The following is a 14,993-nucleotide window of genomic DNA, read 5'->3' as shown; positions in this document are numbered from 1 at the left end:
GTTCCCCCTTCATGAGCGACTATTCAGTACCTCAGCAATATGCATTACTTTTACTTCTTTTCCTAAACGCTCAATACGTCCGCCAATGTTTAACAAACACCCACAATCTGCACCGATTAAATAATCTGCACCTGTTTCCATGACACTATCTACTTTTTCGTCTACCATTTGCTCAGAAATTGGAGTCATCTTAACTGAAAACGTTCCCCCAAACCCGCAACAATTTTGCACGTTTGGCAAATCTCTCACAGTTAATCCTTTTACATTTGATAATAAAATTCCTGGTGCTTCTTTTACTCCAAGCATACGCGTCATATGACATGATTTATGAATAGTAGCTATCCCTGGTAAACTTGCACCAACATCTGTAACTTTTAAAACATCTACAATAAACTGTGTAAATTCATAAGTTTTATCAGCAACTTTTTGTGCACGTTTAGCCCACTTTGGATCATCTTTGAAAACATGCGGATACTCATGAAACATTGTCGCACAAGAACCAGATGGCGTAACAATATATTCTGCATCTTCGAAAGTTTCAATCATATGTTTCATCGCTTCTTTTGCTGCTTCTACATGGCCGCTATTATAAGCAGGCTGACCACAACAAACTTGTGCTTCTGGAAATTCAATTTCACAACCTAAACGCTCCAACACTTCAACTGTTGCTTTGCCGACATTTGTTTCAAACATATCGACTAAACAAGTAACAAATAAAGTAACTTTCATAACTATTACTCCCCCTTTTTACAACTTCACCAACAAACATATGGTCATCAGATGACTTAGTAGAGAAGAAATAGGCTCAACCATGGCCTATCCTCTCCCTCTTCTAAAGAAAACGCTTACTTAATCTTTCTCTATTTTATCAGAAAATTAAATTTTTAAAAGATTAAATTACGAATTTATATCGTTTTTACCTGTGACAATATGTTCTACATTTGTTAAATGATCTAGCATTGCTTGCTGCGCTAATTCTACATCTTGTTTTAACACCGCATCATATATAACTTGATGCTCTTCTATAAGTCGTTCTGATGTCGTTTGTTCACCATATAAAATAATGCGTCTTGATTCACCAATTGTTTCAGCAATCATCTCTGAAACATGATTCATGAGTTCAAGCAAAATGTTATTATGCGAAGACTCTGCAATTCCCATATGAAATTGAAAATCGGCTTTTTCGCCAGCCTTTTCATCTCCAATGCTCTTTGCCATTTCATCTAACCAATGTTTCATATTTTGTAAATTATCTTCCGTACGTTTTGCCGCCGCTACTCGAACTGCCCCCACTTCAAGCACCTTTCGTACTTCTAATAAATTCAAAATATCTTCTTTCTTCATTAATAATCTATTGTTTAATGATTTCGTTAATGAAGAAGAATCGAAGTTCTTCACATATGTACCTTCTCCTTGTTTCATCTCAATTAAGCCCATCGCTCTTAGCGCACTTAGCGCTTCACGAACAGCAGATCTGCCAACTTGAAACTGCTCAGCTAATTGATGCACAGGGAGTAGTTTGTCACCAGGTTTTAACGTACCATTTTTAATCATTGTTAAAATAGCTTCAGATACTTCTTCGTAAATTTTTTTCGGTTTAATAGATTTGTACTCCAGTTAAATCACCTCAGTATCTTCCAAACAACAATTGAAACGATTTATAAGAACTTTGCATCATAACTATTTTAGACCGAATTGATAAGAAGTACAAATGTTTTGTTCATAAAATAGTCAAATTTTCGATATTTATTACATATTAATTTATATTTTTACGTATAAAGTGAAACTTTAATCAGTGGGGGTTTTGTTCATCGCCCACTGATTATTAGCCCTCACGAATCGGACTTTTACGGGCAGCAGGGCCTCCACCTAACTTCTTTGCTTCCGTTGAATTTTGAGGTGAGGGTCTTACTGCCCGGCGAATAGCGGGATAAATATTTTCTTCAATATAAAGAACATGTCCTAAAAATTAGAACATGCTCCCCTCATCCTGTACATTCAGTTTAATAATAACCGTTGTTCCCTTATCTTTTTCACTTTCAATTTTCCACTGTCCACCATGTATATGAACAATTTGTTTCACAATAGCAAGGCCTAAACCTGTTCCACCATGTTGACGACTTCTCGCTTTATCAACTCGGTAAAAGCGTTCTCCAAGATTCTCCAAATGTTCTATATCAATACCAATTCCTGTATCTTTTATTTTTAATTCACAGTAATCATCGATTTGCTCTAAAGTTATAACGATATTTCCTTTTTGATTTGTATACCGTATCGCATTATCTAACACATTATGAAGCACTTGTTGCATACGATCTTCATCAATCATGACAATGACCTCTGGATTTAAATTAGTTGAAATATGAATTTCCTTTTCTATAAACTTAATCTCATACGTATCTAATACGTCTTCAATCAGCTGTGAAAAAACGATAGGTTGCTTCTTTAACGGAAAGTGCTCACCTTCTAATTGTGCTAAGTCTAACAAGTCATGAACGAGACGCTGCATACGACCTGCTTCTTTATGAATTAGCTGCGTTACTTTTTCCTGCTGCGGTCCCTTTGCAACACCATCTAAAATAGCCTCGCTATACCCTTTTATATAACTAAGTGGTGTTCTAAGTTCATGCGAAACATTTGCTAAAAATTCCTTACGCTTTACATCTTCTGTTTCTAATGAATTTGCCATTTTATTAAATGCTTTTCCTAATCGTCCAATTTCATCCTCTGAAGAAACTGTAATCCGCTCCGAAAAATCTCCCGTAGCCAAATGATTTGCAACCCGCTCCATTTGCGAAAGTGGCTTCGTAATTGCAATTATAATTTTCCTTCCAACCCATATCGTAATTAAAATCATAGCAATTGCTAACGGTGCTAAAATAAGACCCATATCATAGATTAAATCTTTTATACTTTTTAAAGGAATATACGAATAGACAATTCCGACTAATTTTTTATTTTCCAATACAGGGATGACAACCCCCATAATATTACGGTCAAAATGTTCTTCATATCCTATTTTTGTCACAGTTTTCCCGTCTAATAGCGTTTGCCTATCTCCTTCACTTATAAGAGAATGATGATGCACATCAAAAGGCAAACATGCGCTTAAATCACGCGGATTAGACACGAAAATAACGTCTGAACTAGATATTTGATCAAACGATCTTACTTTCTCTTCAAAAGTTGATATTCCTTCACGCTTATCATATTGAGCAGCAAGACTTTTTCCTTCCATTACTAACGAAGCTTTTAAATTATCAACGTATAATTTTTCATACGAGTATAAAGATACGAAATAAAGAAAGGACACTGTTACACATACTGCACATACTACTGTAAGCCAAAGTTTTTGTACCATCGTAAACATACGTTACACCTCAAATTTATAGCCTACACCCCAAACAGTTTGAATGTAGTTTCCACTTTCTCCAAGCTTCAAGCGCATCGTTTTCACATGCGTATCTACCGTTCTTGTACTTCCGGCATAATCATATCCCCATACCTTTTCAAGTAATTGCTCCCGGCTAAATACTTGTCCTGTATGTTGGCAAAGAAAATATAATAAATCAAACTCTTTTACAGTAAGAGAAATCGACTCACCATCCGCCTCTATTCGTCTACTTTTTTCATTGATAAGAATTGGTCCAAATTGAATCTCTTCTTGCTGTTCTTGCTTTGTATATCTTCTTAGCACAGCTTCCATACGGGCAACCAATTCACCAGGACTAAACGGTTTTACAATATAGTCATCTGCTCCCATACGTAAGCCGTTCACCCTATTCCACTCTTCACCTTTTGCCGTTAAAAATATAATCGGCACATCTGACGTTTTTCTAATTTCTTTACAAACTGAAAGTCCATCCATTTCTGGCATCATTATATCTAATACAACGAAATCATAATGATCCGTTTCTAGTTTTTTAAGAGCCTCTTTTCCATTCTCAGCTTCTCCCCACTCATATCCAAAGTTATCCAAATACATTCCAACAAGCTGTCTCATATCACTTTCATCATCTACAACTAGCACTCTATATTTATTCATTGTCCTTCCCTTCCCTCTCTATGAGTTGAAACGGTCCTTTTCCGACTTTAATTGTTTGTTTTATTTTCAAATTCTTCATATCTATAACGCACACTTCATCACTATCATAACTGGCTACATACCCTTCTGCTCCGCTCTCAAAAAATGCAAATGGATTCGACCCTACTTCTACAGAAGCTATTTCTTTATATGTTCTAATATCAAACTTTCTAAGTGTATTCGACCCATGACTGAGTGCATATACGTACTTACTATCCCTCGTTATATTCACAGGCATAAATGGAGCGTGTAAAGAACGCACCATTTCTCCACTCTGTAAAGAATACACTAACACTTTCTCATTTACTTGATTTCCATCACCATGTCCGCCAATCCATATTTCTTTCCCATCAGGACTAATCGTCGCTCCTGTTGATGCTGGCGGAATCATAAAGGATTGAATAACTTCTTTTTTCTTCGTATCAATTGTCGTTAGTTTCGTATCATAAAAGTTTAGTACAGATAACCGATTCTGATACTCTACCATCGTTATAGGCCCTTTTCCTGTTGAAACATTTCCTGTCTCTTTCCCATTTATCGTAAAGAACCTTACCTTTTGAACATTTTGATCAGCAGCAAATAATTGTTTTTTATCTGCTGATACGACCACATTTACAATGCCCTTTCCAGTTTTATATTTTCCCACTTGCCTTCCTTCCGCTAGTGAATATACATACATATATTCTAATTGCTTACCGTATACAAGTATTTCATCGCCATTTGGAAGCAGTGTGATTCCGGCCATTGGCTCATTTAGTTCCCATGTCGTAATTAACTTTTTATCTTTTTTATCAATAAAACTAATGCTGCCTTCTTTTATATTCGTAGTTATAATAACATTTTTATCTTTAGCAATTGGTGTATATGAACTTCCTTGACACCCTACTAGTAGAAATAAAAAACAGAGAAGAAAAACATACTTTCTCAAAAGATTCCCTCCATCTTCGGATGATTTCGTTATAATTGTAAAATAACAAATAAATGTGTGGAAAGTGTGAAATTTCCCTTTCTTACTCAATTTACATATATAATGTACAACAAATAGAATTTGAGGTGTGTCAATTATGCTATTTCCTGATTTAGCGAATAAAATTGTACGAGAAGTACGCAGACTAATTACAGAAAATATTATTATCATTAATATGGAAGGCGTTATTATCGCAAGTACAGATACAGAAAGAATTGGTCAATTTCATGAAGGTGCACTCCGCTGTGCCAAACAAAAGAAAACCGTCATCATTACAAAAGAAGATGAAAGGCGATTGCAAGGTGTAAAGGCTGGGATGAATCTTCCTTTATTATTTCATGATGAAGTAATTGGTGTCATTGGAATTACAGGAGAACCTGAAAATATTTCACGCTACGGAGAAATATTGCGTAAGATGACCGAATTATTAATTCATGAAAACTACTTTTTAGAGCAACTAGAACTTGAGCACCGTTCTTATGAAGCTTTTGTCTTTGATTGGCTTCAAAATACAGAGTGGTCTCCAAGTTTTCTTGATCGCGCCAAAACACTTGGCATTGATTTATATAAGAAAAAACAACTTATTTTGTTTTCTATTGGCAAAAATGACACGATGCTCCAGCGTAAAATATGGCAACACATACGTAATATTTTAACAAAAGAGCATCTATTTGTTCGCTGGGGAAATGATCGTTTTATTTTATTTACAGCGATGAGCTCCAAAGAACAAACTTATCAATTTTTAAAACGGTTAAAACAAGACTGCGAAACTTTATTTTCTATTCCTTTATATATAGGGATTGGACAAACAGTTACCCCAAACAATATGAGCATATGTTACGAACAAGCATTACGCGCTCTTTCTGTATCATTGGAGACGAAAAAAATTGTATTTAATGAAGATTTACGTTTAGAAATGTGTTTACAAGATATTTCTGTCGAAACGCGTGAACAATTTCTAGAGCGTACCATCGAAAACTTATTATCATTTCCTGAGCTTATGCAAACTTTACGCTTATTTATCGATTATAACCAATCTTATAAACAGACGGCTAAACAATTACATATACACATTAACACATTACATTACAGGCTAAAAAAGATTGAAGAACATACAGGACTTGATCCAAAACAATTCAAAGACTTAAACGTTTTGTACTTCGCACTTCTCCTATTAGATAATTACACAAAAAAGAATGATAAAACAGATTAATCTTTAGATGATTATACATAGAAAGAATCCCTCGACTTTTTTATCATTATAATGAAAGCACTGTTACCACGTTGTTTATTATAACTAAACACGTTAACAGTTTGAGGGGGATTTCCAATGTTAGAAAAACAAATTATTCATTCATTCGTATCTATTGTTGGCGAAGATAATGTAGATACATCCAATATGGGGCGTTTAACTTATAGTTATGATGCCACTCCAAACTTCCAAGCAATGCCTGATGCAGTCATTGCTCCTCGTAATACAAATGAAGTAGCTGAAGTGTTAAAAGTATGTAACACTCACAAAATCCCTGTGTATGTGCGCGGGTCTGGAACAAACCTTTGCGCAGGAACATGTCCACTTGAAGGCGGTATCGTCCTTATTTTCCGCCATATGAACAATATTTTAGAAATTGATGAAGAAAACTTAACAATTACTGTACAAGCTGGTGTCATTACACTTGATATTATTAAAGCGGTAGAAGAAAAAGGTTTATTTTATCCACCAGATCCAAGCTCGATGAAAATTTCTACAATCGGCGGTAATATTAATGAAAACTCAGGTGGATTACGCGGTTTGAAATATGGCGTAACACGTGATTATGTAATGGGGCTTGAACTTGTCTTACCAAATGGCGATATTATTCGCACTGGTGGTAAATTAGCAAAAGATGTAGCTGGTTACGATTTAACTCGTTTATTTATCGGTTCTGAAGGAACACTTGGCGTGGTAACAGAAGCTATATTAAAACTTGTTCCTATGCCTGAAACAAAGAAAACAATGCTTGCACTATATGAAGATATTAATGAAGCTGCACGTGCTGTTTCTTCTATTATTGCAAATAAAATCATTCCAGCAACACTGGAGTTTTTAGACCAACCGACAATTGAAGTAGTAGAAGCGTTTGCACAAATCGGTTTACCTACAGATGTAAAAGCAATTTTATTAATCGAACAAGACGGTCCGCCCGAAGTAGTCAATCGAGATATTGAAAAAATGGCTAACGTTTGTCACTCTATGAATGCGGTTGATGTTCGCGTTGCAAAAGGTGAAACAGAAGCAGGTGCGCTTCGTACCGCTCGCCGTAGTGCTCTATCAGCGCTCGCACGATTAAAACCTACTACAATATTAGAAGATGCGACTGTACCACGTTCACAAATCGCTCCGATGGTTGAAGCTATTAATGCCATTGCAAAAAAATATAATATTCCTATTTGTACGTTTGGACATGCTGGTGATGGTAATTTACATCCAACTTGTATGACAGACGCTCGTAATGCAGAAGAGATGCACCGAGCTGAGCAAGCTTTTGCTGAAATATTTGCGAAAGCAATTGAACTTGGTGGCACAATTACTGGTGAACATGGTGTTGGTGCAATGAAAGCTCCATATTTAGAAATGAAATTAGGTAAAGAAGGTATTGCAGCTATGCAAGGAATAAAGCAAGCTTTCGATCCAAATAACATTATGAATCCTGGAAAAATGTTCGCGAAAGACACTCGAAAAAGAGTGGTGGTTGAGCGATGACCACATTAAATAAAGAAAATATTCAAAAAGAATTTAAAGAACGATTAAGTGAAGATGAATTACTAAACTGTATGCGATGCGGTTTTTGTTTACCTACTTGTCCTACCTACATTCAATCCGGATATAAAGAGTCACATTCACCGCGCGGACGTATTGCATTAATGAAAGCAGTCGTTGATGGTTTAATCGAACCAGATGAAGATGTTGAAAATACATTAAACGTTTGTCTTGGTTGCCGTGCTTGTGAGCCTGTTTGTCCATCTGGTGTAAATTATGGACATTTATTAGAAGAAGCTCGTGATATTATTAATCAAAATAAAAAATTCTCAGTGCCAGTGAAAGCTGTTCGAAAAGTCGTTTTTGAAGGATTATTCCCCCATCAAAATCGAATGAGAACATTAACTGGACTAATCGGATTTTATCAACGTTCTGGTTTACAAACGCTAACACATAAAACAGGGATTATGAAGTTATTCCCTGAAACCCTTGCAACGATGGATCTCGTTTTACCAAAAGTCCCTAAAATGAAAGCGATGAAAGATCGTCCTTCATTTTTACCTGCAGAAAGTACAAAGAAAAAACAAGTTGCATTCTTTACAGGCTGCTTAATGGATACGATGTTTTTAGAAACAAATAATGCAACGATGAAACTTCTTCAATTAGCTGGTTGTGATATCGTTATTCCGAAAACACAAAGTTGCTGCGGTGCATTGCATGGACATGCTGGTGAAAAGAGTGGAGCAAAAGAATTAGCAAAGCGAAATATAAAAGCATTCGAAAATTTAAACATCGACTATATTATTACGAATGCAGGTGGTTGCGGGGCTTATCTTGTAGACTATGATTATCTTTTAAAGGATGATCCGGATTGGGCTGAACGTGCTAAGCAGTTTGTTTCTAAAATTAAAGATATTACTGCTATACTAGTAGAACTAGACTTCCATAAGCGAACTGACTTACGACTCACGCCGCAGGTTATTACGTATCAAGACTCTTGTCATTTACGCAATGTTATGCGCACATCTTCTGAACCTCGTATGTTACTAGAGGCTATCCAAGGTGCAACATATCGAGAAATGAAAGATGCCGACCGCTGCTGTGGCTCTGCTGGTATTTACAATATTGTTCATTCAGAGTTATCAATGGAATTTCTAGATTACAAAATGGACCGTGTGCATGAAACAGAAGCAGCAACCATTGTTACTGCAAATCCAGGTTGTTTATTACAAATGAAATTGGGCATTGAGCGAGAAGGGCTTTCTCATAAAATGAGAGGAATTCACATTGTGGATTTATTATTAGAAGCAATTGAAACTAACTCGTAATAACTCGTAACATACGTAATAATAGGAAAACGGCTATCTCCTTCGTCTATGTAAAGAGATAGCCGCTTTTTTGTCTGCTACAACATTAAAAATATGTTACTTTATTATAAAAAAGAACAACAGAAACATTACAGTTTTGTAAAAATCAATCCATTATATTCCTCGAAAAATCGTTCAAACCATTGATACAATAGGATTCTTCATTTTCTATTTAGGTAACTTTATCCAAAAATCCCCTCTTAAAACCAAGTATAAAAACACTATAAATTCCTTTTATACTCTATATTTCTCTTATTTTTACCCCCTTCTTCTCTTAGGATAAATTAGGTAATTTTAAAGTCTATGAATTTTTTTCCATCTTTTTTCTCGCAAATTGTATGCTACGATGAATTTGTCAGTCAGACAGGCTGTCAAAAACAAATCGTGTGAAAACAAATTAAAACTTTATATAGGGGGACACACATCATGAAAAAGCGTGTTTTATTATCTGTAGCTGCTGCAACAGCTCTTACTTTAGGAGTATCTTCTCTAGATGCACAAGCTGCAACAGTACAACCATCTAACGTAAAGGTTCAAAATATTCAGCATTCAAAAGTGATGATGAAACAAATGAGCCAACAAGAATTACAAGCATTCTTACAATCTATGGGAGTTGAATCATTAGCACAATGGCAACAAGGAAACTTCCAACCAAACTGCTTCATTCCTGGTCAACAACCTACTGAAAATGTTGTAACTGAGCAACCAACAGCTAAGCCAGAAACTCAAAAGCCAGTTGAGCAAAAACCTGCCGAGCAAAAGCCTGCTGAAGAAGTTCAAAAACCAGAAGCTCAAAAGCCTGCTGAAAACAACAATACTCAAAAACCAGCTGAGCAAAAACCAGCTGAGCAAAAGCCTGCTGAAGAAGCAAAATCTTTAAGCGAGTTTGAACAACGTGTTGTTGAATTAACAAACGCTGAGCGTGCAAAACAAGGCTTACCAGCACTAAAAATCGATACTGAATTAAGCAAAGTAGCACGTATTAAGTCTGAAGATATGCAAAAAAACAACTACTTTGATCATAACAGCCCTACATACGGGTCTCCGTTTGACATGATGAAGAAATTTGGTATTTCTTATACATCTGCAGGTGAAAACATCGCTCAAGGTCAACGTACACCTGAAGAAGTAGTACAAGCTTGGATGAACAGCGCTGGACACCGTGCAAACATCTTAAATAACGGCTTCACTCACATCGGTGTTGGTTATGTAGAAAGCGGCAACTACTGGACACAACAATTTATTACGAAGTAAATAGATTAAAAGAGTCTTCTCATAATGAGAAGACTCTTTTTTAAGTTTCATAGCTTTCTATTATGTATGAATAGAAAATATATAACATAAACAACATAGATCCACAGCTTATTACACTAAGCAATACATAAAATCCCCACTCTAAGTTCAAAAACAATGAAAACAATATGCCACATGCCATCACTTGAAAAATCCGTCTACTCACTAAACAAATTTTTTGTAATTTAATTGGATCTTTTTCTTTTTCTTTGCCTTTTATTTTCTTAAATTCTTTACTCAGCATAAAAAGAAACATACTAATCCCAATCGTTAATCCTGTTTGAAAGGATATCAAATCCCCAAAATTAATAAAGAGGATAAGCGTATGAATAAACAACATAAATAACGTAATTTTCTTTATAAATCCGCCTATAATACCATGCTCTCTTTCATTAAACTTAAATATATTATGTGAAATAATATACAAAAATCCATATGAAAAAATAATAAAACAGGGAATAAATGCTACAACGACTTGTTTACTCATAAACTCGTTTGGCTGACCATTTACATTCCAATGTACTGCCATACGATTTGGTAAATAGGGATAGAGAAATAGAGTAAGTAAAAGACAAGCGAAAAATATTCCCAGTACATACTTATATTTAATCAAGTGATTCTCACCTCTCTTTTCTCTTAACGGCTTCGCTTCTTTTAGAGAAATCCCTGCAAAAATCTACTTTTTTCAAGTTAAAACTTATACTTTACGCATTTTCTTTTTGAAATTCTTTTATTTTATTATTTAACTTTGTAGGAAACGGCACATCAACTTCAATCGCTTCTTTCGTAATTGGATGCAAGAAATTTATCTTCATCGCATGCAATGCCTGACTGGACATATATTTTGTTTGTCCACCATATAATACATCCCCAACTAATGGATTACCATTATGACTCATATGAACACGAATTTGATGTGTTCTACCCGTTTCTAATTGTAACGTTACGAAAGTCGTGTTTTGCTTCTTAAAATACTTTTCTACTTTATAATATGTGATAGCTTGGTCACCTTTTGGAGAAATACGACGCCTTGTAGCATGATGGCGATCCCTTCCGATAGCAGCATCAATCTTTCCTTTTTTCTTCTTTACTTTCCCTTCAACGAGCGCTGCGTACGTTCTTTTAATTTTTCTTTCCATTAATAAGCGATCCATAATTGAACCAGCAATTCTATGCTTAGCAAACACGACACCACCTGTCGTATCTTTATCTAAACGATGAATATGACGCACCTTCGTCTCTAAACCTTGCATTTGAAAATGAAAAGCAACAAGATTTGCAAGCGTCCCGGTTCCACCTTTTTCAGCAGGGTGCGTGTCCATTTGCTCTGGTTTATTTACGATAAGTACGTGATCATCTTCGTATACTACATGTAATTCACCATATTCTGGATCTACACCGTACTCTTCCTCCGCAAACATATGGACTTGTAACTTATCGTTCTCTTTTAAAAGCTCATTCCATCTTCTTTGTTCCCCGTTAACCGTAACACCTTTTTCCATACGAAGCTGATGTAATAGCTTTTTCGGTATTTCCCATTCTACTTTTAATACCGATTCAATACTTATACCATTCCATTTAGCTGGAACGGTAATTTCACACCATTCACCCTTTTTCTTTGTTTCCATACTGTTTATCACCTTATTTCTATTGATTCTCTCATTGTAACGGAAAACACACTTTGATGCACCGTCAAAAATAGAGGACAGTCTTATAATAGACTGCCCCTCAAGCTCTAAGTCTTTTCATTTCTAACAATACTTCTTCAGCTTTTTGTTCATACGATAAATCTTTAAAGAAATCCGCCAACCTTTTATAATCATTGTAAGCATCTAATAAATCGTCCATCTTTTCTATTTTCATCACTTGTTGTTTTTGTTTCATTTTTACTGGATAGCGATAACCTGATACTTCTTGTATTTTGTAATACTCATCCTCTACTTGAACGACCTTTACAAGTTCTTCCTCTTCTGCATCCATCGTATACCCGTCAAATTCTCTAAGTAGTTCATAAATGATATGAGTCCATTCATCTTTTGGATAAAACCCTTTTTCTAACCGATAACCGACAATGCGATACATATGCCCATCGTTCTCGGCAAACTGTACTGTATCATTTAACTTAAACTTAAAATAACGAAACATTGCCTTCACCTACTTATTATGTAATGTTCTTATCACATACTATTTGCAAAATGTAGGCTTTGCTATTCATAAAAAATGCTCATCATATTGATGAGCATTTTTTATGATGCTTTTTCTCTTTTTTTTCGAAATGGTAACCACCAGTTCCAGTCTCCAAATAACTTCATTAAGCTTGGTACGAGCATAAGACGAATAATTGTTGCATCAAGAAATATTGCTAATGCAACGCCAAGACCCATCTGCTTTACTGGTAAAATATCAGTAAATGCGAATGCACCAGTTACAACAATCATTATTAAAGCAGCTGATGTAATAATTCTACTTGTTGAAACGAGCCCTTCTAACGTTGCTTGATCGTTATCTCCTGTTTCTTCATAGAGCTCATGAATACGTGAAATAAGAAATACTTCATAATCCATACTAAGCCCAAATACGAGGCCAAAAATGAAGATTGGTAAGACAAACAGAACCGGACTTGCTTCTAAACCGAAATGACCACCTTCAAATAACCAAACAACAATTCCAATGGTTGCACTTAAACTAAGTATATTCATAACAATTGCCTTAATTGGAATGAGTATAGATCGGAATGCAAATAATAATATAACAAAGGTCGATCCAAATATAACAGACATACCAATTACAACTTTATCTTTAATTTCATCTTCTAATTCTTGTTGAAACGTCGTCATTCCGCCTAGATAATACGTAACATCCGTTTCTTTATAGTTCTTTTTAAAGTCACGTACCCACTGTTTTGCAGTCTCTGTACGTGGTTTTGTTTTCAAAAAGATTTCTATCGTCGTCTTATTCCCTTGCGTGTATGCTTCAAATACAGGAGTTAGTTTCGCTGATTCTGGCGACTGCAACATTCCAACAACTTGATCTGCTTTCATTCCAGTTAACCCGTCGTATAAACTTCTTACTTCATGTACTTTCTTATCATCTTTTAACTTTTGAACGACTTCTTCTATCTTTTGTAGACTTTCTTTTTCTTTCATATCTTTTTTCGTCTCTACAACTAATGTAACATCAGCGTGTGTTTTGACAGTTTCATTAAATGCTTCTTCATACTTTTCATATGCAATCCTTGTATCACTCTTTTCAGGTAAAGCTTCAACACCAGGGAACTGCAAATTAGCTGTACGTAACGGTAATAAGCAAATAACAATAAATGTTGTAACAACAATAATCATTGCAATTGGATGTTTCATCACAAATTGTGCAAATTTACGCCATGCTTTTGCCGGCGTATGTGCTACTTGATTCTTTTTTAATATTCTTTTACCGATTAACGATAATAGTGCTGGAAGAAGTGTGAGTGAGAATAAAATACTCATAATGACAACAATCATTCCGCTAATCGCGACAGATTGAATATAATCTATCTTAAAGAAAAACAAACCGGATAACCCAACAAATACGCATAATCCTGAAAATACAATCGCACGTCCTGCCGTTTGATATGTAATTGCTATCGCTTCTTTTACCGTTCGTTTAGCAACTTCCTCTCGAAAACGGTTCACAAATAATAGCGCAAAATCAATAGATAATGCAAGTCCAATCATCGGTGCAACGTTTAACACGAAAATAGATAGTTCTTTATCAACACCGATGAAATACAATATACCCATCGTACTAATAACACTAAGCGCCCCATTCAAAATCGGTAAAATTGATGCCAAAAGACTACCAAACGAAAATAGTAATACAAGAAACGCAATTGGTAATCCAATCATCTCTGCTACTTTTAAATCATTTTGCGTTCTTTCATTAATCTCTTTATTAATTTTCGGAAACCCTGTAGGTGTTACTTTTAATGCTATATTACTTTCTTTCTCAATCTCATCAGCAAATTGTAATGTCTTTTCCATTCGTTCCTTATTTGTTTTCCCGGAAAATAAAATTGTCGCATAGCCGATGTCATCTTGTAGCATTTCTTTATTTTGGATTGGGTGATGGAAAGATTCATAGTTCTCTTTCTCTTGAACATTCTTTACAATTTCATTTATTCGCTTTTTAAATTCCTCATGCGAAGCATCTTTATTTTTCTCAAAAACGAGCAGCAGCGTATCTTGAGACTTCTTAAAATCTTTATCTAAAATTTCTTTCGTTTTTTGATAGTCGCCTTCCGTTTGGAAACCGTCACCACCTAATACTCCCGGTAGCTTTGGAGCAAAAATCCCAAGTGCGATTGCGAGCAACAGTAACGCTACAATTACTGTATAACGAAACTGATACAAAAAGGCTCCTAACTTCCCCCACTTATCAACTTTATGTACATTTGTCTTCACACATTTTCACCTACTTTACATAATTCAATTGTCACTTATACTGTATCACATCTTGATATAAACAAAAAACGTCTGGAAAAACTATAATAATAGTTTTTCCAGA

13 protein-coding genes are annotated in these 14,993 nt (G+C 35.2%); 4 read left to right on the top strand and 9 right to left on the bottom strand.

Features of this window, described 5'->3' with window-relative positions; all coding sequences use genetic code 11:
- Nucleotides 1–9: 9 nt before the first annotated feature.
- The 5 genes from ACTFRU_RS09800 to ACTFRU_RS09780 form a co-directional block, all read right to left on the bottom strand.
- Nucleotides 10–729 (bottom strand): (Fe-S)-binding protein, encoded by a 720-nt coding sequence (locus tag ACTFRU_RS09800; RefSeq protein WP_000869148.1) that lies wholly within the window; start codon nt 727–729, stop codon nt 10–12.
- Nucleotides 730–897: 168 nt separating this feature from the next.
- The gene (locus tag ACTFRU_RS09795) at nt 898–1,587 is read right to left on the bottom strand and encodes a FadR/GntR family transcriptional regulator (RefSeq protein WP_254904515.1); all 690 of its coding nucleotides are present in this window, start codon (nt 1,585–1,587) and stop codon (nt 898–900) included.
- A gap of 382 nt (nt 1,588–1,969) precedes the next feature.
- Nucleotides 1,970–3,370 (bottom strand): sensor histidine kinase, encoded by a 1,401-nt coding sequence (locus ACTFRU_RS09790; RefSeq protein ID WP_000494796.1) that lies wholly within the window; start codon nt 3,368–3,370, stop codon nt 1,970–1,972.
- Nucleotides 3,371–3,373: 3 nt separating this feature from the next.
- Nucleotides 3,374–4,045, bottom strand: coding sequence for a response regulator transcription factor (locus ACTFRU_RS09785; protein WP_001046397.1), 672 nt, complete (start codon nt 4,043–4,045; stop codon nt 3,374–3,376).
- Nucleotides 4,038–5,012 carry a YncE family protein gene (locus tag ACTFRU_RS09780; RefSeq protein ID WP_001234152.1) on the bottom strand — a complete coding sequence of 325 codons (975 nt, stop codon included), beginning with the start codon at nt 5,010–5,012 and terminating at the stop codon, nt 4,038–4,040. The genes ACTFRU_RS09785 and ACTFRU_RS09780 overlap by 8 nt, the downstream gene beginning before the upstream one ends.
- A 127-nt stretch (nt 5,013–5,139) precedes the next feature.
- Between ACTFRU_RS09780 and ACTFRU_RS09775 the strand changes: the two genes are divergently transcribed.
- From ACTFRU_RS09775 to ACTFRU_RS09760, 4 genes are all read left to right on the top strand, one after another.
- Nucleotides 5,140–6,264, top strand: coding sequence for a CdaR family transcriptional regulator (locus ACTFRU_RS09775; protein ID WP_139849163.1), 1,125 nt, complete (start codon nt 5,140–5,142; stop codon nt 6,262–6,264).
- Between the two features lie 117 nt (nt 6,265–6,381).
- The gene (glcD, locus tag ACTFRU_RS09770) at nt 6,382–7,794 is read left to right on the top strand and encodes a glycolate oxidase subunit GlcD (RefSeq protein ID WP_440037623.1); all 1,413 of its coding nucleotides are present in this window, start codon (nt 6,382–6,384) and stop codon (nt 7,792–7,794) included.
- Nucleotides 7,791–9,119 (top strand): (Fe-S)-binding protein, encoded by a 1,329-nt coding sequence (locus ACTFRU_RS09765; RefSeq protein ID WP_006917711.1) that lies wholly within the window; start codon nt 7,791–7,793, stop codon nt 9,117–9,119. The genes glcD and ACTFRU_RS09765 overlap by 4 nt, the downstream gene beginning before the upstream one ends.
- A gap of 465 nt (nt 9,120–9,584) precedes the next feature.
- Entirely contained in the window at nt 9,585–10,412 is an 828-nt protein-coding gene (locus ACTFRU_RS09760; protein WP_000747596.1) for a CAP domain-containing protein, read from the top strand.
- Nucleotides 10,413–10,452: 40 nt separating this feature from the next.
- Here the strand turns inward: ACTFRU_RS09760 and ACTFRU_RS09755 are convergent, their stop codons facing one another.
- The 4 genes from ACTFRU_RS09755 to ACTFRU_RS09740 all read right to left on the bottom strand — a co-directional run bounded on the left by ACTFRU_RS09755 (nt 10,453) and on the right by ACTFRU_RS09740 (nt 14,890).
- Complete coding sequence (locus ACTFRU_RS09755; RefSeq protein WP_006917704.1) at nt 10,453–11,064, bottom strand: DUF1648 domain-containing protein; 612 nt, start codon at nt 11,062–11,064, stop codon at nt 10,453–10,455.
- A gap of 91 nt (nt 11,065–11,155) precedes the next feature.
- The gene (locus tag ACTFRU_RS09750; protein ID WP_000448349.1) at nt 11,156–12,079 is read right to left on the bottom strand and encodes an RluA family pseudouridine synthase; all 924 of its coding nucleotides are present in this window, start codon (nt 12,077–12,079) and stop codon (nt 11,156–11,158) included.
- A 100-nt stretch (nt 12,080–12,179) separates the two neighbouring features.
- Nucleotides 12,180–12,596, bottom strand: a complete 417-nt coding sequence (locus tag ACTFRU_RS09745; RefSeq protein ID WP_000490301.1) for a hypothetical protein — start codon at nt 12,594–12,596, stop codon at nt 12,180–12,182.
- A 101-nt stretch (nt 12,597–12,697) separates the two neighbouring features.
- Nucleotides 12,698–14,890, bottom strand: a complete 2,193-nt coding sequence (locus ACTFRU_RS09740; protein WP_000856409.1) for an MMPL family transporter — start codon at nt 14,888–14,890, stop codon at nt 12,698–12,700.
- Nucleotides 14,891–14,993 lie beyond the last annotated feature (103 nt).

This window comes from Bacillus cereus group sp. MYBK220-1 (assembly GCF_051916445.1).
Taxonomy (GTDB): Bacteria; Bacillota; Bacilli; order Bacillales; family Bacillaceae_G; genus Bacillus_A; species Bacillus_A cereus.
Note: the sequence above shows the minus strand (reverse complement) of the source record. Positions and strands in the feature narration are given on the sequence as shown.

What these genes read in the sequence shown, in the direction of transcription:
- ACTFRU_RS09745 (WP_000490301.1), bottom strand. Translation starts at nt 12,596, where the DNA reads ATGTTTCGTTATTTTAAGTTTAAGTTAAATGATACAGTACAGTTTGCC.
- ACTFRU_RS09750 (WP_000448349.1), bottom strand. Translation starts at nt 12,079, where the DNA reads ATGGAAACAAAGAAAAAGGGTGAATGGTGTGAAATTACCGTTCCAGCT.
- ACTFRU_RS09790 (WP_000494796.1), bottom strand. Translation starts at nt 3,370, where the DNA reads ATGTTTACGATGGTACAAAAACTTTGGCTTACAGTAGTATGTGCAGTA.
- glcD (WP_440037623.1), top strand. Translation starts at nt 6,382, where the DNA reads ATGTTAGAAAAACAAATTATTCATTCATTCGTATCTATTGTTGGCGAA.
- ACTFRU_RS09785 (WP_001046397.1), bottom strand. Translation starts at nt 4,045, where the DNA reads ATGAATAAATATAGAGTGCTAGTTGTAGATGATGAAAGTGATATGAGA.
- ACTFRU_RS09765 (WP_006917711.1), top strand. Translation starts at nt 7,791, where the DNA reads ATGACCACATTAAATAAAGAAAATATTCAAAAAGAATTTAAAGAACGA.
- ACTFRU_RS09760 (WP_000747596.1), top strand. Translation starts at nt 9,585, where the DNA reads ATGAAAAAGCGTGTTTTATTATCTGTAGCTGCTGCAACAGCTCTTACT.
- ACTFRU_RS09800 (WP_000869148.1), bottom strand. Translation starts at nt 729, where the DNA reads ATGAAAGTTACTTTATTTGTTACTTGTTTAGTCGATATGTTTGAAACA.